The following is a 21,416-nucleotide window of genomic DNA, read 5'->3' on the forward strand; positions in this document are numbered from 1 at the left end:
GACCGATGGTGGACACCCTGCAAGGGAGCCTGGACGGGACGCGTGTGGTGGTGACGGGCGCGGGCGGCGGTATCGGGGCCGCCCTGGCGCGCTCCTTCGCCGCCGCGGGCGCACGGGTGGTCGTCAACGACCTGGACGCGGACAAGGCAGCCGCCGTCGCCGCAGAGTGCGGCGGCATCCCGGTGCCCGGCGACGCCTCCGCCACCGTGACCGACGCGCGCGACGCCCTGGGCGGGACGGTGGACGTCTACTGCGCCAACGCCGGCGTCGGCTCCGAGGGCAGCGAGGCCGCCCCCGAGGAGGTGTGGGCCAACGCCTGGGACGTGAACGTGATGGCGCACGTGCGCGCCGCCCACGTCCTGCTGCCGGACTGGCTGGCCCGCGGCAGCGGCCGCTTCGTCTCCACGGTCTCCGCGGCGGGCCTGCTCACCATGGTCGGCGCCGCCCCGTACAGCGTCACCAAGCACGGCGCGTTCGCCTTCGCGGAGTGGCTCTCGCTGACCTACCGGCACCGCGGCGTCAAGGTCCACGCGATCTGCCCGCAGGGCGTGCGCACCGACATGCTCACCGCCGCCGGGTCGGCGGGCGAGCTGCTGCTGGCACCGACCGCCGTCGACCCGCAGGACGTCGCCGACGCGCTCTTCGCGGGCATCGCCGAGGACCGCTTCCTGATCCTGCCGCACCCGGAGGTCGCCGAGTACGTCCGGGCCCGCGCCGCCGAACCGGATCGCTGGCTGGACGGTATGAACCGGCTCCACCAGAAGTGGGAGGCGAACGGCGCATGACCTCCTCGCACTACGCCGCCAAGCCCTGGCTCGGCGTCCTCAACGCCGCACAGCGCGCCCCGGTCGACCCGCCCGACTCGCTGCTGCACGCGTTCGCCGCCGCCGTCGGCGCGGCGCCCGAGCGCACCGCGCTCGCCTACTTCGACGGACGGCTCGGCTACCGCGAGACCGACGAGCTGAGCGACTCCGTCGCCGGCCACCTCGCGGCCCGCGGGCTGGTGCCCGGCGACCGGGTCGCGCTGATGCTCCAGAACAGCCCGCACTTCGTGATCGCCCTGCTCGGCGCCTGGAAGGCCGGAGCGGTCGTGGTCCCCGTCAACCCGATGTACAAGGCGGCCGAGGTCCGGCACGTGCTGACCGACGCGCAGGTGACGGCACTGGTCTGCGCCGACCGGGCCTTCGACGGCTATCTGCGCGAGGCCGCCGCGGGCACACCGGTGCGCATCGTGCTCACCGCCTGCGAGCGTGACCTGCAGAGCCGCGACGACCCGCGGGTGCTGTCCTTCGAGCGGCGCCCGGTGGCCGACGTCGCCGACGACCTGGTGGCCGTCGCACGCGCAGGCCACCGGCCTCCGGCCACCCCCCTGCCCGGCCCCGGCGACACCGCCCTGATCAGCTACACCTCGGGCACCAGCGGCACCCCCAAGGGCGCCACCAACACCCACGGCAACATCATGTACAACGTCGAGCGGCAGCGCACCGGCCAGGGCCTGCCCGCCGGCTCGGTGTACTTCGCGCTGGCCCCGCTCTTCCACATCACCGGCATGGTCTGCGAACTCGCCGCCGGTCTCACCAACGCCGGGACCCTGGTCCTCACCTACCGGTTCGAGCCGGGCACCGTCCTGGACGCGTTCGCCGAGCACCGGCCCGCGTACACCGTGGGCCCCGCCACCGCGTTCATGGCGCTCGCCGCCCACCCGGCCGTCAGCCGCGACCACTTCGCGTCGTTCTCGACCATCTCCTCCGGCGGCGCCCCCCTGCCGCCGGCCCTGGTCGAGGCGTTCCGCCGCCGCTTCGGCCCCTACCTCCACAACGGCTACGGGCTGACCGAGTGCACCGCGCCCTGCGCGTCCGTGCCACCCGGCCGCGAGGCCCCCGTCGACCCGGTCTCCGGCACGCTCGCCGTCGGTGTGCCGGGGCCCGACACGGTGGTGCGGATCGTCGACGACGCCGGACGCGAGGTGCCGTTCGGCGAGCACGGCGAGATCCTGGTGCGCGGCCCGCAGGTGGTGCCCGGCTACTGGCGCCGCCCCGAGGCCACCGGCGAGACCTTCCCGGACGGGGAGCTGCGCACCGGTGACATAGGTTTCATGGACGCCGACGGCTGGCTCTACGTGGTGGACCGCAAGAAGGACATGATCAACGCCTCCGGGTTCAAGGTCTGGCCCCGCGAGGTGGAGGACGTCCTCTACGGCCACCCCGCGGTCCGCGAGGCCGCGGTCGTGGGCGTGCCTGACGGGTACCGCGGCGAGACGGTGCTGGCCTACGTGAGCCTGCGTCCGGGCGCCGCTGCGGACGCGGGCGAACTGGTCGCCCACTGCCGCGAGCGGCTCGCCGCGTTCAAGTACCCGCGGCGCGTCGAGATCCTGCCCGAACTGCCGAAGACCACTAGTGGGAAGATCCTCCGGCGGGAACTGCGTGACGCAGCCGTCCGCACGCCGCAGGACGGGCGCGCGACGGAGCGGGCGGTACAGCGGCGCCCGGACGCTTGAGACGACACGGAAGGCAGGTGGCGGCAGTGCCCACAACGACGGACGGCAACGGCGAACCCGTCCCTCAACGTCTGCTGGCGGCCGCCACCCGCCTGTTCGCCGACCGCGGCTACGACCGCACCTCCGTGCAGGAGATCGTCGAGACGGCCGGCGTGACCAAGGGCGCGCTGTACCACTACTTCGGGTCCAAGGAGGATCTGCTCCAGGAGGTCTACGCGCGCGTCCTGCGCCTCCAGCAGGAGCGCCTCGACTCCTTCGCCGACGCCGACGCCCCGGTGGAGCGGCGGGTGCGGGACGCCGCGGCGGACGTCGTCGTCACCACCATCGACAACCTGGACGACGCGGCGATCTTCTTTCGCTCCATGCACCACCTCAGCCCGGAGAAGAACCGGCAGGTGCGGGCCGAGCGCCGCCGCTACCACGAGCGCTTCAGGGCCCTGATCGAGGAGGGCCAGCAGACCGGCGTCTTCTCCACCGCCACCCCCGCCGATCTGGTGGTCGACTACCACTTCGGCTCCGTCCACCACCTCTCCACCTGGTACCGCCCCGACGGGCCGCTCACCCCCCAGCAGGTCGCCGACCACCTGGCCGACCTGCTGCTGCGCGCGCTGCGGCCCTGAGGGCGCCCGGCAGGCCCCGCGGCACCCGCTCGAACGGCCGGCGCGCGCCGCTCCCCAGCACGGTGGGGAGCGGCGCGCGCCGGGTCCGGGGCGTGCGGGGCCGCGGGTCAGCGGTAGGCGCGCAGCTCGCGGCGGGCCAGGGAGCGCTGGTGCACCTCGTCGGGGCCGTCGGCGAGCCGCAGGGTGCGCGCCGCCGCCCACAGCTCGGCCAGCGGGAAGTCCTGGCTGACGCCGCCCGCGCCGTGCAGTTGCACGGCGCGGTCCAGGATGTCGGCCACGGTGCGCGGTGTCGCGATCTTGATCGCCTGGATCTCGGTGTGCGCGCCCTTGTTGCCGACGGTGTCCATCAGCCAGGCTGTCTTGAGCACCAGCAGCCGCAACTGCTCGACCGCCACCCGGGCGTCCGCGATCCACTCCTGGACGACGCCCTGCCCGGCCAGCGGCTTGCCGAACGCGGTACGGGACACGGCCCGCCGGCACATCAGCTCGATGGCGCGCTCGGCCATCCCGATCAGCCGCATGCAGTGGTGGATGCGGCCGGGGCCGAGGCGGGCCTGCGCGATGGCGAAGCCGCCGCCCTCCTCGCCGACCAGATTGCCCACCGGCACCCGCACCCCGTCGAAGACGACCTCGGCGTGCCCGCCGTGGTAGTGGTCCTCGTAGCCGTACACCCGCATGGCGCGGCGCACCGTCAGACCGGGAGCGTCCCGGGGCACCAGCACCATGGACTGCTGGCGGCGGATGTCGGCGTGGCCGGGGTCGGTCTTGCCCATCACGATGAAGATCCGGCAGTCGGGGTTCATCGCGCCGGAGATGTACCACTTGCGGCCCGTGATGACGTACGAGTCCCCGTCCCGCTCGATACGTGTGGTGATGTTGGTGGCGTCCGAGGAGGCCACCTCCGGCTCGGTCATCGCGAAGGCGGAGCGGATCTCACCGGCGAGCAGCGGTTCGAGCCACTGCTTGCGCTGCTGCTCGTCGCCGAACTGCGCCAGCACCTCCATGTTGCCGGTGTCGGGCGCGGCGCAGTTCAGGGCGGTGGGGGCCAGTTGCGGGGAGCGGCCGGTCAGCTCGGCGAGCGGGGCGTACTGGAGGTTGCCAAGGCCCGCGCCGTAGCGCTCGTCGGGCAGGAAGAGGTTCCACAGGCCCTGCCTGCGGGCCTGCGCCTTCAGCTCGTCCACCACCGGCGGGGTCTGCCAGGGGGAGTCCAGCGCGGCGCGCTGCTCCTGCGCGACGGCCTCCGCCGGGTACACGTGCTCGGTCAGGAAGGCGAGCAGCCGTTCGCGGAGTTCCTCGGTGCGCGCGTCGAACGCGAAGTCCATGGCCGGTCAGCCTTTCTGCGGGTCGCGGGGGGTGCGGGGCGCCGCGGGCGCGGGGCGGCCGCGCAGCGTGGTCAGACCGTGCTCGATGAAGACCGGCACCAGGGAGCCGATGTGGTCGAAGCCGGCGCCGACGGTCTGCCCGAGCGTGTAGCGGTAGTGGATGCCCTCCAGGATCACGGCGAGCTTGAACCACGCGAACGCCGTGTACCAGCCGACCGCCGACACATCGCGCCCGGAGCGCTCCGCGTACCGCTCCACCAGCTCGGCCGGGTCCGGGTGGCCGGGCGCCGCGGCGGTGGTGCTGATCGGGGAGTGCGGCAGGCCGAGCGGCGTGCTGTACATCACCAGCAGGCCGAGGTCGGTGAGCGGGTCGCCGAGCGTCGACATCTCCCAGTCGAGCACCGCCGTGAGGGTGTCGTCCTCGTCGATCAGGACGTTGTCGAGCCGGTAGTCGCCGTGCACCACGGCGGGCGCGGGGGAGTGGGGCAGGGCCCGGGCGAGGGCCGCCTGCAACTCGTCGACGCCGGGCAGGTCGCGGCTGCGGGAGGCGGCCAGTTGCTTGCCCCAGCGGCGCAGTTGCCGGTCGAGGAAGCCCTCCGGGCGGCCGAAGTCGCCGAGGCCGACCGCCTGCGGGTCGACGGCGTGCAGGTCGACGAGGGTGTCGACGAGGCCGAGGAGCACGGCGCGGGTGCGCGCGGGGCCCAGCCGCGCCAGTTGTCCTGCCGTCCGGTAGGGCGTTCCCGGCATGTGCTCCATGACGTAGAACGGGGCCCCGAGCACCGTCTCGTCCTCGCACAGCAGCACCGTCCGGGGCACCGGGACCGGCGTCGGCCGCAGGGCGCTGATCACCCGGTGCTCGCGCCGCATGTCGTGGGCGGTGGCCAGCACATGGCCGAGCGGCGGCCGGCGCACCACCCAGCGGGAGTGCCCGTCGCCGACGTCGTACGTGAGGTTGGATCTGCCGCCCTCGATCAGCCGGACGGTCAGCGGCCCCCCGAGCAGCTCCGGCCGCTCGCGGTCCAGCAGCTCCCGCAGCCGCAGGGGATCGAGCCCCGGCGGATGGTCTGCGCCCATGCTTCGCTCCTTGTGCTCGCTGTGGCCCTGTCCCGGTTGGTCGACCGTGCAGTGGCACCGGGATGACGGCGCCGTGAACATCATGCCGACCAGTCGGTATGCCGTCCAGTGCGGCGGATCGCCCGTCCTTGGCGGGCAGCGCCGGGGGCCCGCCCGGCGGCGCCGTCGCGCGGCCTCACAGCACCAGGGCCGCCGCGCACAGGGCGAGTGCCACGGTGCAGGCCGTGGCGGCCAGGGCCAGCCTGGGGGCGAGCAGCCGGGGTGCGGAGGCGCTCAGGGCGCGGATGCGCCGGTGGGCGAAGGCCAGGAAGGCCAGCCAGACGGACAGGCAGAGTGCGCAGAGCAGCGCCCCGGCCAGGGGCGACCCGCCGCGCAGTGCCGCACGGGCGGCGAGGACGGCCGCGACCGTGCAGGCCAGGGTGGTGCGCCGCCAGGCGAGCCGGGTGCGCTCCGGCTGGAGTCCCGGGTCGCGGCCCGAGCGCCTCACCCGGCCCAGCCCCCGACCACCACGACGACCATCGCCACCGCGACGGCGGCGACCACGACGCTCATCAGTGCCGGGAAGCGGGAGACGGGAAGGTCCTCGCCGCGCCGCATCGCACGCTCGCAGCGAACCCAGTGGTTGATGGCCCGCAGCGCGCACAGCACGCCGGCCGCCAGCAGTGCGAGGGCCAGCCCCAGCCGCCAGCCGGAGCGCAGCCCCGGCAGGAACTGGTCGACCGCGAAACCCCCGCCGACCAGCGCAAGCGCGGTGCGCAACCAGGCCAGGAACGTCCGCTCGTTCGCCAGCGAGAAGCGGTAGTCGGGCGTCTCGCCCTGCTCGGAGATGCGGGCCGGGGCGAACCAGAGGCGAACGGACTGCCGGAGGTCGATCACATGCGCACCCTACTCGCGGCCCCCGGAGCGCAGGTCCTTCAGCCGCCGGTACGCGGCCAGGCCGTCCGGCACCCAGGGCCATTCGCCGAGCCGCCGCTCGACCTCGGCCTCGGTGAGGAACGCGTGCCAGGCGACCTCCTCGGCCTGCGGGTGCACCGGCAGCTCGCAGCGGACCTCGTAGACCGCCGACCACCAGGTGCCGCCTCCCTCCGGTACCCCGCGGGGCGACCCGGGACCGCCTGGCCCCGGGTCGCCGCCGGGCGGGTAGAGGAACCTGAAGAGCGGCACCGGCCGTGGCAGGCCCGCCACGCCCAGCTCCTCCTCGGCCTCCCGCAGCGCCGCGTCGTCGTACGACTCGCCGGCGCCGACGACCCCGCCCACGAACATGTCGTACATCGAGGGGAACACCAGCTTGCCGGGGGTCCTGCGGTGCACGAAGAGCCGTCCCTCGGCATCCCGGACCTGGACGAACACACAGCGGTGCCGCAGGCCGCGCGCGTACACCTCGCCGCGCGGGGCCTGCCCGACGACACGGTCGTGTGCGTCGACGACGTCGAGGATCTCCTCCGCCGGGTCCACGGGGGCGCTCAGTGGGACTGCAGATCGGGTACGCGCTCCACCGGCGCGCAGCCGCTGGGCATCGCCGGATGCAGGCCGAGCAGCACGATCCCCGCCACGATCGAGGCCAGGCCCCCGGCCTCCCAGGCCAGCGCGCCCACGTCGGTGTGCAGCCGGTCACCGAGGAAGCCCACCCCGCAGGCGATGCCCGCCAGCGGCTGCGTCGCCGTCAGCGCGGGCAGCGACATCCTCAGCGGCGCGGTCTCGAAGGCGCTCTGCACGAGGATCAGCGAGACGACCCCGAGCGTGATCATGGCGTACGGCTGCCAGCTCCCGAACACCGCGGGCCAGCCGCCGTGCGCGAGCCGCTCCCCGCACACCCGCGTCAGAGCGTCCTGTACGCCGTACAGCAGACCGCCCGCGACGGCCAGGAGAACCGGGCCTGCCGCGAGCGGCTTGCGTTTCGCCACTGCCGTGAGCGCCAGTGCTCCGCCCACCATCAGACCTATGATCAGCCAGTGCCGCAGCGGGTCGGGGACGGCGTCGCCGCCCTGCGGCTGGCCCGCCAGGATGAACGCCGTGACGCCGCCGGCCAGCAGGCCGAGGCCCGACCAGCCCTGACGGCCCAGCGGCTGCTTCGTCTGGTGTCTGGAGAGCGCGAGGGCGAACAGCAGGTTCGTCGCCAGCAGGGGCTCCACCAGCGAGATCTCGCCGCGGCCCAGCGCGACGGCGCCCAGTGCCATACCGCAGATCATCAGGCCGATGCCGCCGAGCCAGCGCGGGGAGTGCGCCAGGTCGAGGATCAGCCGCCAGGACAGGAAGTCGCGCAGCGGCGCCCGCTGCGCCGCGTTCTGCTGGAGGACGAATCCGAAGCCCAGGCAGCAGGCGGAACAGAGGGCAAGGATGACTTCGAGAGCGGACACGAGGCGCACCTCACGACGGCGGGGTCCAAGGGCCCGGCGGGGTCCAAGGACCCGGCGGGGATGTGTTCCTGAGCCGACCATAGCGCCCCGGGTGCCGTACCGCCCGCCCGGTGACGGGAGCGGCGCATTGACGTGGACGCGCTGTTTCATCGAGCATCTACCAGCATCCGACTGATCGGTAACCGGCACGGACGACACTCCGCCGCCGGGGCGAGAGGGATGTTTCCATGGCCTATGACGCAGACGTCATCGTGATCGGTGCGGGTCTCGCCGGACTCGCGGCGACCGCCGAACTCGTCGACGCGGGCCGCCGGGTGATCCTGCTCGACCAGGAGCCGGAGCAGTCCCTCGGCGGCCAGGCGCACTGGTCGTTCGGCGGGCTTTTCCTCGTCGACTCGCCCGAGCAGCGGCGCCTGCGCATCAAGGACAGCCATGCGCTCGCGCTCCAGGACTGGATGGGGACCGCCGCCTTCGACCGTGACGAGGATCACTGGCCGCGGCAGTGGGCGCGGGCCTACGTCGACTTCGCGGCCGGCGAGAAGCGCGCCTGGCTCCGCGCGCAGGGCGTGCGGTTCTTCCCGCTGGTCGGCTGGGCGGAGCGGGGCGGCTACGACGCCACGGGCCACGGCAACTCGGTGCCCCGCTTCCACATCACCTGGGGCACGGGCCCCGGCCTGCTCGCGCCGTTCGTGCGCAGGGTCGTGGCGGGCGCCGCGCGCGGCCTGGTCGACCTGCGGTTCAGGCACCGGGTCACCGCACTGGCACGCAGCGCGGGCGCGGTCGACACCGTCACCGGCGAGATACTCGAACCCTCGGACGCCGAGCGCGGGCGGGCCAGCAGCCGCACGGTCACCGGTTCCTTCGACCTGCGCGCCCAGGCCGTGGTCATCACCTCCGGCGGTATCGGCGGCAACCACGACCTGGTGCGTGCGAACTGGCCGAAGCGGCTCGGCACACCCCCCGGGACGATGGTCACCGGAGTGCCCGCGCACGTCGACGGGCTGATGCTGGGCGTCGCGGAGAAGGCCGGCGCGCGCGTGGTCAACCGCGACCGCATGTGGCACTACACGGAGGGCGTGCAGAACTGGAACCCGATCTGGGACGGGCACGGCATCCGCATCCTGCCCGGGCCCTCCTCGCTCTGGCTGGACGCCCGCGGCAACCGGCTGCCCGTCCCGCTGTTCCCCGGCTTCGACACCCTCGGCACCCTCGACCACATCATGCACACGGGCCATGACCACACGTGGTTCGTGCTCAACAGACGGATCATCGGCAAGGAGTTCACGCTCAGCGGCTCCGAGCAGAACCCGGACCTGACCGGTCGGTCGATACGCGGTGTGATCGACCGCGCGCGTGCCGACGTACCCGGGCCCGTCAGGGCGTTCATGGACAACGGCGCCGACTTCGTCGTCGAGGACGGCCTTGCGGAACTGGTGCGCGGCATGAACGCGCTCACCGAGGAGCCCCTGATCGACGAGGCGGAGCTGCGCAGTACCGTCGTCGCCCGGGACCGCGAGGTGGCCAACCCCTACACCAAGGACCTCCAGATCACCGCCCTGCGCGGCGCCCGCGCCTTCCTCGGCGACCGCCTGATCCGCGCCGCGGCGCCGCACCGCATCCTCGATCCGGCGGCAGGCCCGCTGGTCGCGGTGAAGCTGCACATCCTGACCCGCAAGACGCTCGGCGGCCTGGAGACGGACCTGTCCTCGCGGGTGCTCACCGACGGCGGGGACCCGCTGCCCGGCGTCTACGCCGCCGGAGAGGCCGCGGGCTTCGGCGGCGGAGGGGTACACGGCTACCGCTCGCTGGAGGGCACCTTCCTCGGCGGCTGCCTGTTCTCGGGACGCACGGCAGGACGGGCCGCGGCGCGCGCGGTGGGCTGAGCGCCGGGGCGCGCGGGGCCGGGCGCACGGGGCCGGGGTGAGGACCCTAACGTGCGAGGCCAGGCCCGATGCGCGGTCCCCGAACCGGTCGGGCCACGGCGGCCCGGCCACGGCGGGCCGGCCCCACGGCGCCCCGGCCCTGCGGCGGCCCCGCGTTCGGCAGCTCGCGGCCCGGCACCCGTACCGCACGAGGGGCCCTTCCCGGCACGTACCGGAACGCATCGCACCGGTCAATTCTTGCTGTGCGTGGCCGGGCTGACACGTGTAGGCATCGTCCCGGGCCTTGACTGGAGTCATCCCTACCGGTTTGCTGTGCGTGATCATCTGCTCGCTAGCCGCGTCGTGAGGAAGTTCCGCGGTGCCCCCACCCCCGCCTCTCGGTCGCTCGCGCAAGCGCCTCGCGCACACCTTCGACGCCGCGCTCGACGACCCCGAACTCGTCGCCGCCCGCAGCGCGCTCGCCGGGGGCCGCTGGACCGCCGTGCGCGCGCTGCTCGCGGCCACCGGCGACGACTGGGACCGCAGGGGCCACCGGCTGACGGTCCTGGCTCAGGAACCTGGCACCGCGGCCTGGGCCGGCGACTGGCGGCTGACCGAGCCGGACTCCAGGGACGCCGCCGTTCTGCTCGCCTGCGCCACCGTCTACCGTGCGCTTGCCGGCAGGACCCGCCCCGACGTCGCGCGCGACGCCTGCCACGAGGCCGCCGTGCTGGCGCCCGCCGACCCCACCCCCTGGCTGGCGCTGCTCATCCTGGAACGCACCATGGGACGCGAGGAGGACGTCCTGCGGCTCTTCGACGAGGTGCGCCACCGCCACCCGGAGCACCACCACGCACACCACCTGATGGTCGCCCGGCTCGCCGAGCGCCGCGCCGAGGTCGGCCAGGACCCGCTGCACGAGGTCTACGACTTCGCCTCCTGGGCCGCGGAACAGGCCCCGGCCCACTCGCCGCTGGCGATCCTGCCGGTCGTCGCCCACGCCGAGCGCTATCGGGTGCTGGCCGCCGTCGGCAGCGAACCCCCGGATCCGGCCGGCTGCCCGCACTGGCTCGGCCGCCGGGCCCGGCTGGTGATGAAGGCGGCCTTCGACTGGTGGCTGGAGTGGGAGCGCGACGACCACCCCCGCAACCGCGTCGACCTCAACTTCCTCGCGCACGCCAAGTTCTGCGAGGGCAGACCCGCCGAGGCCGCGGCGCTGTTCCACCGGATCGGACCGCACGCCACGCCCGCCCCCTGGTCGTACCCCGACAGGGACCCGTACGAGGCCTTCCGTGCCGCCCGTGACGCCGCGCTCGGCCCGTCCTGACCCGCACCCCGGGCCCGGACGGGCGAGCAGGCGGAGAAGCCCTGGTGAAAGGACCCCCATGTCGACGGGCTATTCGAGACGAAGCAGCGCCGTACCGCCCCGGGCCGCCGGCACCGTGGGCGAGGGCAGCACGGGAGGCGGGGAGCGGGCGCTGTTCGCCGGCCGGCTGGGCACGGCGGGCCTGCTGCTGTCGGTCCTGGCGGCGACCGCACCGCTCATGGTGGTCGCCGGCGTCATGCCCACCACCTTCGGTGTGATGGGCGTCGTCGGCCAGCCGCTGCTCTTCGTCCTGCTCGGCGTGGTGCTCGCCCTCTTCAGCTTCGGCTACGCGGAGCTGAGCCGCCACGTCCACAACGCCGGCGCCTTCTACGCCTACATCGCCCGCGGCCTCGGCGGCACGGCAGGCTCCAGCGCGGCCCTGGTCGCGCTCGTCGCCTACAGCGCGCTGCAGAGCGGGGTGTACGGGATCTTCGGCTACGAGGTCTCCGGCCTGTTCGCCACCTATCTCGACACGCGCGTGGCCTGGTGGATACCGGCGCTGGCGGCCGTGGCCGCGGTGGGCGTGCTCGGCTGGCTGAAGGTCGACGTCAACGCCCGGCTGCTCGGCGCCCTGCTGCTGGCCGAGGTGCTCGTGGTCGTCGTCTTCGACGTCTCCGCGCTGGCGCACCCCGGCGGTGGGGGCCTGTCGCTGCGCGCCTTCGACCCGCGCACCCTCTCCGGCACCGGAGTCGGCACCGCCCTGTGCTTCTGCGTCGCCGGCTTCCTCGGGTTCGAGCAGGCGCCCGTCTACTCGGAGGAGACCCGGCACTCGCAGATCGTGGTGGCCCGGGTGATGTTCCTCGCGGTCGGTTGCGTGGCGGTGTTCTTCGCGTTCAGCTCCTGGGCGCTCACGGTCGCGGCGGGACCCGCGCAGATCGTGCCGGCCGCCCGCCGGGAGAGCGCCGGTCTGCTGTTCTCGCTCGCCACGGCCGGTCTCGGCGGCACCTTCACGGATGTGCTGCACGTCCTCTTCGTGACCGGGATCTTCGCGTCCACCCTCAGCTTCCACAACGTCGTCGCGCGCTACGCCTTCGCCATGGGCCGCGAGAGGCTGCTGCCCCGCTTCTTCGCGCGCACCCGCAGCGCCAGCGGTGCGCCCGCGGCGGGCTCGCTGCTGCAGAGCGTGGTCTCCGGGGTGGTCGTGGGGGCCTTCGCCCTGCACGACGACGGGCCGGCCGGCGACCCGACCGCCCCCGTGCTGCACCTGTTCACCTGGATGGCCAACGTCGGCGCGCTCGGCGTGCTGCTGCTGATGGCCGTCGCCTCCCTCGCCGTCATCGTCTTCTTCGTACGGCGCGGCGCGGGGCGCGCGCAGCTCGGACGGCTGGTCGCCTCGGGCGTCGCAGGCGCCGCACTGCTGGTGATCGTGGGCTTCACGGTCAGGGACTTCGACGTCCTGGTCGGCTCGGGGCCAGGCTCGGGGCTCACCTGGCTGCTGCCCGGCATCATCGGCGCGGCCGCGGTGGCCGGCCTGGTGCAGGGGCTGGTGCTGCGCTCGGTGCGGCCGCAGGTCTACACCCGGATCGGGCTGAGCAACCAGGCGTTCCAGTTGGAGCGGGTCGCCGACCTCGTGGGCGACATATGACGGAATGCTGACGGATGGCACCCCGCCCTGGTGCCGTGGCGGCCCGGGTGGTCGAATCGGGGGGTGACCTCAGAACAACCCTTCGACCGCGACCACCGGGGTACACCCGTCGGGCGGCGCCTGGTGCTCGGCATGGTCGGGCTGGGCGCACTGGGCGTGGCGGCCGCCCGGCCGCTCCAGGACGGCCTCGAATCGTTCCTCGGTGCGGCGGCGGACAGGGACCCGACCGGCCTGACCGGCCTGCTGCCCAACGGCGGCGGGTTCCGCTACTACTCGGTCGCCGCGTCCGTGCCGACCAAGGACGCCACCGACTACCGGCTCACCGTCGACGGCCTGGTGGACCACCCCGGCTCCTACAGCCTCTCCGACCTGCGCGGACTGCCGCAGACCCGGCTGGTGAAGGACGTCCAGTGCGTCACCGGCTGGCGGGTGCCCGGCACACCGTTCGAGGGCGTGCGGCTGTCCCGGCTGCTGGACGCGGCCGGCGTGCGGCCCTCGGCCAGGGCCGTGCGGTTCACCTGCTTCGACGGCGCGTACAGCGAGAGCCTCACGCTCCCCCAGGCCCGCCGCGACGACGTGCTCGTCGCCCTGCGCATGCAGGACAAGCCGGTGAGCCACGCGCACGGCGGCCCGGTGCGCCTGTACGTGGCCCCCATGTACTTCTACAAGTCCGCGAAGTGGCTCTCCGGCATCACCGTCACCGACCGGGTGGAACCGGGCTACTGGGAGCACTACGGCTACGACGTGGACGGCTGGGTGGGCCGCTCGAACGGACGCGACGATGCGCCGACGGTCTGAGGACGCGCCCGGCGGCGGTGCCGCGACGGGTGGTGCGCCGGCCGCGGGCGCGGTGCACGCCCCGGTGGCGACGGACACGGCCACCGCCCCGCAGCGCCCCGCGCGGGTGCGCCGCTTCAGCCGGGCCGAGCGCTGGGTGCACCGGAGCACCGGCGCTCTGATGGGCGTGTGCGTGCTCACCGCGGCCTTCCTGTACATACCGCAGCTCGCCGAGCTGGTCGGACGCCGGGTCCTGGTGGTCACCGTCCACGAGTGGTCGGGACTGCTGCTGCCCCTGCCGCTGCTCGCCGGGCTGGTCTCCCGCGCGCTGCGCGCCGATCTGCGGCGGCTCAACCGCTTCGCCCCCTACGACCGCAGATGGCTCAGAGCGGCCCGGCGCCGGGACTCCCGGCCCGAGGCACGCCCGGCCGGGAAGTTCAACGCCGGGCAGAAGGTCTACGCGGCGTGGATCGCCGGGGCCGTGCTGGTGATGCTCGGCACCGGACTGCTGATGTGGTTCACCCGCCTCGCACCCCTGGTGCTGCGCGTCGGCGCCACCTTCGTCCACGACTGGCTCGCGCTCGCGGTGGGCATCGTCCTCGCCGGCCACATCGGCATGGCCTTCGCCGACCCCGAGGCCCGCCGCGGTATGCGCACCGGCTGGGTCAGCCGTGCCTGGGCGGAGCGCGAGCACCGCCTGTGGCGCCCCTGAGAGCACGGCCGCGCCCTGCTGCTAGCGTCCCGGCCTGTGGACGACACCGTGTACGTGGGAAACGCGGGCAGGGACGGCGCACTGGACCGGGGCTGGCTCCTCGGGCACTTCAGGGACCCCGGCGACCCCCGCCGCAGCGAGGACGTCGAGGTCAAGTGGAGCGTGCACCCGCGCGGCGACCGGCGCGCGCAGTGGGTGCGGGGCGAGGCGAGGACGGCCTTCCTGGTGCTCGTCAGCGGCAGGTTCCGCGTCGAGCTGCCCGGTCGCAGCGTCGTGCTCGAACGGCAGGGCGACTACGTCGTGTGGGGGCGCGGGGTCGACCACTCCTGGTTCGCGGAGGAGGAGTCGGTGGTGCTGACCGTCCGGTGGCCTTCCATACCCGGCTACGCGGTGCCGCGCGGGGAGTCCTCGCCGCCGCCCGGCTGACGCGGGGGCGCGGCCCGCGCCGCCCGCACCGCTCCCGCGCGGGGCACCGTGCCGCCTTCCGGCGCGCGTGTGCGCCGGCTTCCCGTGCGGGGCACTGTGCCGGGGCGGATCCGGTGTGATTGTCTGATGCCGGTGTGAACCCCCGTGCGCAAAGGTGTGTGATCCGGTGTCCCGTGTCGTCGTCACCGGCGGGAGCGGCAAGCTCGGCCGCGCCGTCGTGAGGGAACTGCTCGACCACGGCTGGGACGTGGTCAACCTCGACCGGGTGGCACCGGACGAACGGCTGTGCCCGTTCGTCAGGGTGGACCTCACCGACTACGGGCAGACCGTGGGGGCCCTGACGGCGGTCGACGACCGCTACGACCGCGTGGACGCCGTGGCGCACCTCGCCGCCGTGCCGGCGCCCGGACTGCTGCCGAACACGGCCGTGTTCCACAACAACATCACGGCCACCCACCACGTCTTCTCCGCCGCCCGGCTGGCCGGCGTCCGCAACGTGGTCTGGGCGTCGAGCGAGACGGTGCTCGGCCTGCCCTTCGAGACGCCGCCGCCCTACCTGCCGGTGGACGAGGAGTACCCGGGCCGGCCGGAGACCAACTACTCGCTGGCCAAGCACCTCGAAGAGCAGATGGCCGCGCAGCTCTGCCGGTGGGACCCGGAGCTGAAGATGGTCGGACTGCGGTTCTCCAACGTGATGGAGGTGCCGGACTACGCGCGCTTCCCCGCGTTCGACGCCGACCCCCGGCTGCGGCGCTGGAACCTGTGGTCGTACATCGACGCCAGGGACGGCGCCCAGGCCGTTCGCCGGGGCCTGGAGTACGACGCCACCGGGGCGGAGGTCTTCGTCATCGCGAGCCCGGACACGGTGATGTCCACGCCGTCGGCGGAACTGGCTGCCGCCGAGTTCCCGGACGTCGAGATCAGGGGCGAACTCGGCCGCAACGAGTCGCTGATGTCCACCGCCAGGGCCCGCCGCCTGCTCGGCTACGCGCCGGTGCACAGTTGGCGCAACCACGTCTAGGGCTGTCCGGGGCCTGCCCGGAGCCGTGCTCGGTGCGGTTCGACGGGTCAGCAGCGGTCGAGGGGGACGCGCTGTGGCCGAGGCACTGGATGAGCGACCCGGGCCCCCTTGCACCACCCCGCCTCGAACCGATCACCGACCGGTGGTCCGGGGCTCAAGGCAGGACAGCCGCCGGGGCGGGCACGGCCTGGCGCATACGGGCGGCGTCCAGGCTGGGTGGCGCGCCGAACTGGCGGCGGTACTCCCGGCTGAACTGCGAAGGGTTGTCATAGCCGACGCGGTGGCCGACCCCGACGACGTCGCCGGGGTGGGTGGCGAGCAGCAGCCGGGCCTCCTGGAGCCTGATCTGCTTCTGGAACTGGATGGGGCTCATCGCCGTCACCGTCCGGAAGTTGCGGTAGAAGGCGGAGACGCCCATGCCCGAGAGCCGCGCCACGTCCTCGACCCGGAAGGGCTGCGCGTAGTGCTCGCGGATCCAACGCACGGCCCGGGAGATGTGGCTGAGGCTGCTGTCGGCCAGTCCGAGTTGGCGAACCGTCGCGCCCTGCTCCCCGGTGATCAGGCGCCATAGGATCTCGCGCTTGATCATCGGGGCCAGTACGGCCCGGTCGCGCGGCTCGTCGAGCAGGCGCAGCAGCCGGACCACCGCGTCGAGCAGTGCGGCCGGAGCGTCGGCGACGGCGATTGCCGACGGTGCGCCCGCGACGGCGGGGGGAGCGTCCTCGGGCCCGGTCTGCAGCAGGAGTTCGGCGACGGCGGAGGGTTCCAGCGTGAGACCGAACCCCAGTGCGGGCTGCTCGGGTGCGGCCCGGGTGAACTGCCCGGTGACGGGCAGATCGACGGATGCGACCAGGTACTGCCCGGGCCCGTACGTGTACACCCGCTCGCCGAGGGCGAGCCGTTTGGCGCCCTGGGCGATGACCGCGAGCACCGTGCCGGACATCGAGGGCGCCGGCGGATCCGACCGGTCGATCCTCGAGATGAGGACGCCGTCGATGGCGGTGGTCCAGTCGGGCCGTGCGTGCCGGTCCAGCAGGGTGCGGAGTTCTTCGAGGCTCACGCGTCCATTGCAGCACTTTTCTGTGTCACGGTTCGGACCCTCGCGAGGATCGTGCATGAACACGCGAGCATCGTTCTAACGTTTGTGCAGGTCAGGCCCTTTTGATGGAACTACGCCACTCCATCGTCACGGAAGAGGGAATCGGTGATCGTCAACTACGGCTTCAACGCCGTCCTGACCGCCAGGCCCGGCATGGGCGACCGGCTCGTCGACCTGCTGCTGACCGGGCTGAACGAGGGCAGCCCCGGCGCGAGCGAGTACTGCGTCGTCTACCTCGTCTCCCGTTCCGCGTCCGAACCCGACGTCGTCCACGTCACCGAGGGCTGGACCAGCGAGGAGGACCACCACCGGATCTTCGCCGGTGAGGCCGCCCGGGCCATCGTCGCGCAGATCGACCCACTGCTGGCCAAGGAGTCCGAGTACACGGACCACATCCCGGTCCGCGGCAAGGCCGCCTTCTTCAGGCCCGGGGCCGGTCCGCCGGCCTCCTGCCGCTCGGCGCCTGCCGAGGCGGCCCCCTTCCACCCGACCGTGCGGCACCACTCGAAAGGCGACGACCATGACCACGGCACGACCCGCCCTGGACCCCGAACTGCGTGAACTCCTGGCAGACATGCCGCTGATGTCCCGGCTCGGCCCGGAAGTGCTCGCGCAGGTCCGTCCCTTCTCCTCGATGCCCGTCGAACCCCTCCTCGAAGGCCGGGCGATCGACCGGCGCGAGGTCGCCATCGCGAGTCCGGACGGCGGGCGGATCCCGCTGTCGGTCTTCAGTCCCGCTGGGGCCGAGCGCTCACCGAAAGCGCCGTGCGTCTACTGGATGCACGGCGGCGGGATGGTCATGGGGGACCGCTTCTCGCAGATCGACATTCCGCTGGAGTGGCTCGGCCGATTCGGCGCCGTAGTCGTCTCGGTGGACTACCGGCTGGCGCCGGAGGCCGCCGGTACGACCCTGGTCGACGACTGCTACCAGGGGCTGCTCTGGGTCGCGGAACACGCCGAGGACCTGGGCGTCGATCCCGCCCGCGTCGTCGTCGCGGGCGCCAGCGCGGGTGGCGGTCTCACCGCCGGCGTGGCACTGATGGCACGCGACCGGGGGACCCCGGCGATCGCCGCCCAGGTGCTGATCGGGCCCATGCTCGACCACCGCAACACCACCGCGTCCAGCCGCCAGTACTCCGGTGACCCCGGAGTCTGGACCCGCGAGATGAACGAGTTCGGATGGCGATCGGTCCTCGACGGCCTGCCCGGCGACGAGGTGCCCGGCTATGTGTCACCCGCGTCGGCCGACGACCTCTCGGGCCTGCCGACCACCTACATCGACACCGGCTCCGCCGAGGTCTTCCGCGACGAGGACACCGACTACGCCACCCGTATCTGGGCGGCGGGAGGCCAGGCCGAACTCCACGTCTGGGCGGGGGGTTTCCACGGCTTCGACGCGCTGTACCCGCACGCGAGCATCTCGACCACGGCCCGCAGGACCCGCACCGACTGGCTGGCCCGGGTCCTGTCCCCGAACCGAGCCCGCCGGTGAGCGGTGCAATGCGATCACCAGTTCTCCCGCGCACAGGAACATGTCCGTCCGCCCGCGGGATCCACCACATCGAAAGGACCACACCGTGAAGACGATTCTGATCACCGGTGCCTCATCCGGATACGGGCGCGAGAGCGCCCTGTACTTCCACTCACGGGGGTGGAACGTCGTTGCCGCGATGCGCACGCCGCGTCCGGACGTCCTTCCCGAGTCGGACCGGCTCCGCGTGCTCGAACTCGACGTGACCGAGCCCGCGAGCGTCACTGCTGCGTTCGAGGCGGCCGGCCCCCTCGACGCCCTGGTCAACAACGCCGGAATCCCGTCGATCGGCGTGTTCGAGGGGACCCCCATGACCCGCGTACGGGAGGTGTTCGAGACCAACACCTTCGGTGTGATGGCGACGACCCGGGCGGTGCTGCCCCAGTTCCGCAGGCGCGGCTCCGGCGTGGTGATCAACGTGACCTCCAGCGTGGTGCTGGGCCACATGCCGCTCTCCGCTGTCTACAAGGCGAGCAAGATGGCCGTCGAGGGTTTCACCGCGTCCCTCGCGCTCGAACTCGCGCCCTTCGGCGTGCGGGCGAGGACGGTCGAACCGGGCGCCTGCCTGACCACGAACTTCGCTGCCACGGCGACGCACGGCTCTTCGCCGGAGGAACTGGTCCCGGCACCTTACGCAGCGTTCGCGAAGAAGGCCATGGACGACTTCACGGGCCAGGACGTCTTCACCAAGGAGAGCGACGTGGCCGAGACGGTGTGGCGGGCGGTGCACGACACGACCGGTCAGCTCCGGTTCCCGGCCGGTCCCGACGCGGTCATGCTCGCCCAGGCGAAGTGATCGAAGCAGCCGACGCGACCGGCGCTGACCGTCGGTCGCGGACGGCCGCTAGGCAAGCCACGTCCCGTCGCGCATGATGACCCTGCCGCGCAGTTCCGGTTCGCCGCGCCACGCGCGCACACTCTCCGGCGCCACGCGCACGTACAGGAAGGAACCCTCCTCCGCACGCGGGTCCCACCCGAACTTGGCGGCGAACGCCCCGGCCGCCTCTCCGGGCACCTCCTGGTCAAGGAAGCACTCCGCCGCTCCCTGGAGAAGCACCACATCGAAGGTGTCGGGCAGCGCCAGGCGCACGCGCGGCTCGGCGCGGACGTTCCGCGCGGTCACGGAAGTGGCACCGGTGCACATCCACACGGCTCGCCCATCCCACAGGAACCACAGTGGTACCTGGTACGGCCCGTGATCAGGATGTGCCGTCGACACCCACACGTCCCGCTCGGAAACGAGCCGTCGCAGAGTGTCGCGCCTGCGCTCCGCCGCCCGGCGGCGAGCAGTCCCCGTGGTCCGCATGAGTGCCGATCCTAGCCAGAGGGCCCGAAGCGCGCATGAGGCGAAGGGCCTACTCCCGGCGACCGATGAACGCCTCGGCCTCTGACCCGGACGCACCCCCCAACGGGCCGATCCCCCTCGTCTGCAACGGGATCCAGCCCCTGTCCACGACGCCTGTCGTCCGGCCCCGTGCACGACACGGCCCGCCGGCTCGGCCACCGGCCCCGCTGGGCCTGCACGCGGCGCCCCGCGGGGCCCCGCGGGATCCGGGCGGGCAAGCCCCGGGAGGCCGGGAGCCTCCGCTATCCGGTGCCCCGCCAGACGTTGTCGAAGGCGGCCTCCTCGATGGCCCGCCGCTGCCGAACGGCTTCCAGTTCCATCACGGCGTCGTTGACGGCGGCGAGCACCGCGGTCACCGTGTCGCCGGCCGGTGCCGCGACCTCGCCGGCCGGTGTGCGCATCCCGAGGGCCGCGGCCAGGGCGGCGAGCACCGGCTCGCCGGCGGCCCAGCGCTCCGCCGCGCCGCGTCGTTCGGCCGTGTCGGCCAGCACGGTCCTGCCGGCCCGGAACGGCGCCCAGCGGCGGTGCTGCCGTGTGACCAGCCCCTCCTGCTCCAGGGCGGTGAGGTAGGCAGCGGACAGGCCGCGGCCCCTGCGCCACAGCCAGTCCTCCACGGTCTCGCCCTCAGCCGGGTCCTCCAGCGACGCCGCGGCCTCGGCCAGGAGGCGGTCGAGGGTGCCGGGCCCGGCGCCCGGCAGGATGCGCTCCCCGTCCAGCCGGGCGCTCCCGGTGCCGAGGAGGTCGATGGCCTCGGCTCCCGCGAGGGCGAGCGAGAGGTCGCCCTGCCCCATGGACGGGGGCGCCTCGTCCAGGGCGACGATGAGCAGGTCTCGGGGTGTGGTCATGGACGGCTCCAGGGCAGTGGCCTGTACGGAGCCGACTGTAGCGCGGGGACGGCGGCCGTGGTTCAGTCCGCGAAGTCCACTCCGCTCACCGCGCGTCCCCTTCCGACTCCGCGCCCACCGCGCCTCACAGCACGCTCGTCATCCCGCCGTCCACGTAGAGCACCTGCCCGCTGACGAAGTCCGCCGCGGGCGAGGCGAGGAAGAGGACGCCGCCCACCAGGTCGTCCGTGGTGCCCCAGCGGCCCGCTGGCGTCCTGCGGCGCACCCAGGAGCTGAACTCCTCGTCGTCGACGAGGGGCCGGGTCAGCTCGGTGTCGACGTCCCCCGGCCCGAGGCCGTTGACCTGCACGCCGTAGGGCCCCCAGTCCGCGCACATGCCCTTGGTGAGCATCTTCAGGGCGCCCTTGGCGGCGACGTAGGGAGCGATGCCGGGGCGCACCACTTCGCTCTGCAGCGAGCAGATGTCGATGATCTTGCCGTGCCCGCGTCCGGTCATCCGCCGGGCGGCCTCCCGGCCCACCAGGAACGCGCTGGTGAGGTTGGTGTCGAGGATGCGGTGCCAGTCGGAGTCGGTGAACTCCAGCAGCGGGGCGCGCAGTTGCATGCCGGCGTTGTTGACCAGGACGTCGAGCGGCCCGACCCGCTCCTCGACCGACGCGATCCCGGCGGCCACCGCGGCCGCGTCCGTCACGTCGAACGCCGCGGTGTGCACCCGGTCGGCGGCCCCCGCGTCCGCGGCGCAGGTGCGGTCTGCCAGTTCCCGCGCGGCCTCGCCCAGGGCCGCCGGGCTGCGGCCGTTGAGCACCACCGTGCAGCCCGCCTCCAGCAGGCCCCGCGCCAGCGCGCGTCCGATGCCCCGGCTGGAGCCGGTGACCAGTGCGGTGCGCCCCGCGATGTCGAGGGGGGTGGGCGGTCATGACGTCTCCGTACCCGTCGGGGCGTCCCCGGCGCCGGCCCCGCACAGGGGGCCGCCGGGG

The 21,416-nt window shown here is 73.4% G+C and carries 21 protein-coding genes and 2 pseudogenes; 13 read left to right on the plus strand and 10 right to left on the minus strand.

The annotated features are described in order from the left end of the window. Window positions 1-5 precede the first annotated feature (5 nt). From IE313_RS08520 to IE313_RS08530, 3 genes are read left to right on the plus strand one after another with little or no spacing between them, the layout of a single operon-like run. Window positions 6-785 carry an SDR family NAD(P)-dependent oxidoreductase gene (locus IE313_RS08520; protein ID WP_189930365.1) on the plus strand — a complete coding sequence of 260 codons (780 nt, stop codon included), beginning with the start codon at window positions 6-8 and terminating at the stop codon, window positions 783-785. After that, a complete protein-coding gene (locus IE313_RS08525) occupies window positions 782-2,497 on the plus strand; it encodes a class I adenylate-forming enzyme family protein (protein ID WP_189930366.1) in 1,716 nt (571 codons plus the stop codon). Before IE313_RS08520 ends, IE313_RS08525 begins: the two co-directional genes overlap by 4 nt. A gap of 26 nt (window positions 2,498-2,523) precedes the next feature. Next, a complete protein-coding gene (locus IE313_RS08530) occupies window positions 2,524-3,117 on the plus strand; it encodes a TetR/AcrR family transcriptional regulator (RefSeq protein ID WP_189930367.1) in 594 nt (197 codons plus the stop codon). A gap of 107 nt (window positions 3,118-3,224) precedes the next feature. On the opposite strand, the gene IE313_RS08535 is transcribed toward IE313_RS08530, so the two are convergent. The 6 genes from IE313_RS08535 to IE313_RS08560 form a co-directional block, all read right to left on the minus strand. Next, window positions 3,225-4,439 (minus strand): acyl-CoA dehydrogenase family protein, encoded by a 1,215-nt coding sequence (locus IE313_RS08535; RefSeq protein ID WP_189930368.1) that lies wholly within the window; start codon window positions 4,437-4,439, stop codon window positions 3,225-3,227. A gap of 6 nt (window positions 4,440-4,445) precedes the next feature. Next, the gene (locus tag IE313_RS08540; RefSeq protein WP_189930369.1) at window positions 4,446-5,513 is read right to left on the minus strand and encodes a phosphotransferase family protein; all 1,068 of its coding nucleotides are present in this window, start codon (window positions 5,511-5,513) and stop codon (window positions 4,446-4,448) included. Between the two features lie 175 nt (window positions 5,514-5,688). Beyond that, window positions 5,689-6,000, minus strand: coding sequence for a DUF202 domain-containing protein (locus IE313_RS08545; protein ID WP_229924480.1), 312 nt, complete (start codon window positions 5,998-6,000; stop codon window positions 5,689-5,691). After that, entirely contained in the window at window positions 5,997-6,386 is a 390-nt protein-coding gene (locus IE313_RS08550; protein ID WP_373316955.1) for a YidH family protein, read from the minus strand. Before IE313_RS08550 ends, IE313_RS08545 begins: the two co-directional genes overlap by 4 nt. Before the next feature lie 12 nt (window positions 6,387-6,398). Continuing rightward, a complete protein-coding gene (locus tag IE313_RS08555; protein ID WP_373316956.1) occupies window positions 6,399-7,019 on the minus strand; it encodes an NUDIX hydrolase in 621 nt (206 codons plus the stop codon). Then, window positions 6,977-7,870, minus strand: coding sequence for a DMT family transporter (locus IE313_RS08560; protein ID WP_189930372.1), 894 nt, complete (start codon window positions 7,868-7,870; stop codon window positions 6,977-6,979). Before IE313_RS08560 ends, IE313_RS08555 begins: the two co-directional genes overlap by 43 nt. Before the next feature lie 227 nt (window positions 7,871-8,097). Between IE313_RS08560 and IE313_RS08565 the strand changes: the two genes are divergently transcribed. From IE313_RS08565 to IE313_RS08595, 7 genes are all read left to right on the plus strand, one after another. Next, complete coding sequence (locus IE313_RS08565; RefSeq protein WP_189930373.1) at window positions 8,098-9,753, plus strand: FAD-binding dehydrogenase; 1,656 nt, start codon at window positions 8,098-8,100, stop codon at window positions 9,751-9,753. 358 nt (window positions 9,754-10,111) lie between these two features. Next, window positions 10,112-11,059, plus strand: a complete 948-nt coding sequence (locus IE313_RS08570; protein ID WP_189930374.1) for a hypothetical protein — start codon at window positions 10,112-10,114, stop codon at window positions 11,057-11,059. A 58-nt stretch (window positions 11,060-11,117) separates the two neighbouring features. Further along, on the plus strand, window positions 11,118-12,683 hold the full coding sequence (locus tag IE313_RS08575) for an APC family permease (protein ID WP_189930375.1): 1,566 nt from the start codon (window positions 11,118-11,120) through the stop codon (window positions 12,681-12,683). Window positions 12,684-12,746: 63 nt separating this feature from the next. Then, entirely contained in the window at window positions 12,747-13,481 is a 735-nt protein-coding gene (locus IE313_RS08580) for a molybdopterin-dependent oxidoreductase (RefSeq protein ID WP_373316950.1), read from the plus strand. Further along, window positions 13,465-14,172, plus strand: a complete 708-nt coding sequence (locus tag IE313_RS08585) for a cytochrome b/b6 domain-containing protein (RefSeq protein ID WP_189930376.1) — start codon at window positions 13,465-13,467, stop codon at window positions 14,170-14,172. The genes IE313_RS08580 and IE313_RS08585 overlap by 17 nt, the downstream gene beginning before the upstream one ends. 36 nt (window positions 14,173-14,208) lie before the next feature. After that, a complete protein-coding gene (locus tag IE313_RS08590; protein WP_189930377.1) occupies window positions 14,209-14,598 on the plus strand; it encodes a cupin domain-containing protein in 390 nt (129 codons plus the stop codon). Between the two features lie 166 nt (window positions 14,599-14,764). Further along, on the plus strand, window positions 14,765-15,619 hold the full coding sequence (locus tag IE313_RS08595; RefSeq protein WP_189930378.1) for an NAD-dependent epimerase/dehydratase family protein: 855 nt from the start codon (window positions 14,765-14,767) through the stop codon (window positions 15,617-15,619). Between the two features lie 154 nt (window positions 15,620-15,773). On the opposite strand, the gene IE313_RS08600 is transcribed toward IE313_RS08595, so the two are convergent. Then, the gene (locus IE313_RS08600; protein WP_189930379.1) at window positions 15,774-16,679 is read right to left on the minus strand and encodes an AraC family transcriptional regulator; all 906 of its coding nucleotides are present in this window, start codon (window positions 16,677-16,679) and stop codon (window positions 15,774-15,776) included. 144 nt (window positions 16,680-16,823) lie between these two features. On the opposite strand from IE313_RS08600, the pseudogene IE313_RS08605 reads away from it, so the two are divergent. From IE313_RS08605 to IE313_RS08615, 3 genes and pseudogenes are all read left to right on the plus strand, one after another. Further along, window positions 16,824-17,138: pseudogene (locus tag IE313_RS08605) on the plus strand (putative quinol monooxygenase); the annotation flags it as partial. Window positions 17,139-17,238: 100 nt separating this feature from the next. After that, window positions 17,239-18,210 carry an alpha/beta hydrolase gene (locus IE313_RS08610; RefSeq protein ID WP_189930380.1) on the plus strand — a complete coding sequence of 324 codons (972 nt, stop codon included), beginning with the start codon at window positions 17,239-17,241 and terminating at the stop codon, window positions 18,208-18,210. A gap of 85 nt (window positions 18,211-18,295) precedes the next feature. Beyond that, window positions 18,296-19,045, plus strand: a complete 750-nt coding sequence (locus tag IE313_RS08615; RefSeq protein ID WP_189930381.1) for an SDR family oxidoreductase — start codon at window positions 18,296-18,298, stop codon at window positions 19,043-19,045. 48 nt (window positions 19,046-19,093) lie between these two features. Here IE313_RS08615 and IE313_RS08620 read toward each other — a convergent pair whose 3' ends face one another. The 3 genes and pseudogenes from IE313_RS08620 to IE313_RS08630 form a co-directional block, all read right to left on the minus strand. Continuing rightward, a complete protein-coding gene (locus IE313_RS08620; RefSeq protein WP_189930382.1) occupies window positions 19,094-19,555 on the minus strand; it encodes a pyridoxamine 5'-phosphate oxidase family protein in 462 nt (153 codons plus the stop codon). Window positions 19,556-19,836: 281 nt separating this feature from the next. Then, window positions 19,837-20,439 carry a GOLPH3/VPS74 family protein gene (locus IE313_RS08625; RefSeq protein WP_189930383.1) on the minus strand — a complete coding sequence of 201 codons (603 nt, stop codon included), beginning with the start codon at window positions 20,437-20,439 and terminating at the stop codon, window positions 19,837-19,839. A gap of 124 nt (window positions 20,440-20,563) precedes the next feature. Then, window positions 20,564-21,356 (minus strand): annotated as a pseudogene (locus IE313_RS08630) (SDR family oxidoreductase). Between the last annotated feature and the right edge of the window lie 60 nt (window positions 21,357-21,416).

It is taken from the genome of Streptomyces sulfonofaciens, assembly GCF_014656295.1.
Classification (GTDB): domain Bacteria; phylum Actinomycetota; class Actinomycetes; order Streptomycetales; family Streptomycetaceae; genus Streptomyces; species Streptomyces sulfonofaciens.

Coding starts and splice junctions, on each gene's coding strand:
- IE313_RS08610 (WP_189930380.1), top strand. CDS start 17,239: ATGACCACGGCACGACCCGCCCTGGACCCCGAACTGCGTGAACTCCTG.
- IE313_RS08625 (WP_189930383.1), bottom strand. CDS start 20,439: ATGACCACACCCCGAGACCTGCTCATCGTCGCCCTGGACGAGGCGCCC.
- IE313_RS08565 (WP_189930373.1), top strand. CDS start 8,098: ATGGCCTATGACGCAGACGTCATCGTGATCGGTGCGGGTCTCGCCGGA.
- IE313_RS08620 (WP_189930382.1), bottom strand. CDS start 19,555: ATGCGGACCACGGGGACTGCTCGCCGCCGGGCGGCGGAGCGCAGGCGC.
- IE313_RS08520 (WP_189930365.1), top strand. CDS start 6: ATGGTGGACACCCTGCAAGGGAGCCTGGACGGGACGCGTGTGGTGGTG.
- IE313_RS08585 (WP_189930376.1), top strand. CDS start 13,465: ATGCGCCGACGGTCTGAGGACGCGCCCGGCGGCGGTGCCGCGACGGGT.
- IE313_RS08535 (WP_189930368.1), bottom strand. CDS start 4,439: ATGGACTTCGCGTTCGACGCGCGCACCGAGGAACTCCGCGAACGGCTG.
- IE313_RS08540 (WP_189930369.1), bottom strand. CDS start 5,513: ATGGGCGCAGACCATCCGCCGGGGCTCGATCCCCTGCGGCTGCGGGAG.
- IE313_RS08575 (WP_189930375.1), top strand. CDS start 11,118: ATGTCGACGGGCTATTCGAGACGAAGCAGCGCCGTACCGCCCCGGGCC.
- IE313_RS08525 (WP_189930366.1), top strand. CDS start 782: ATGACCTCCTCGCACTACGCCGCCAAGCCCTGGCTCGGCGTCCTCAAC.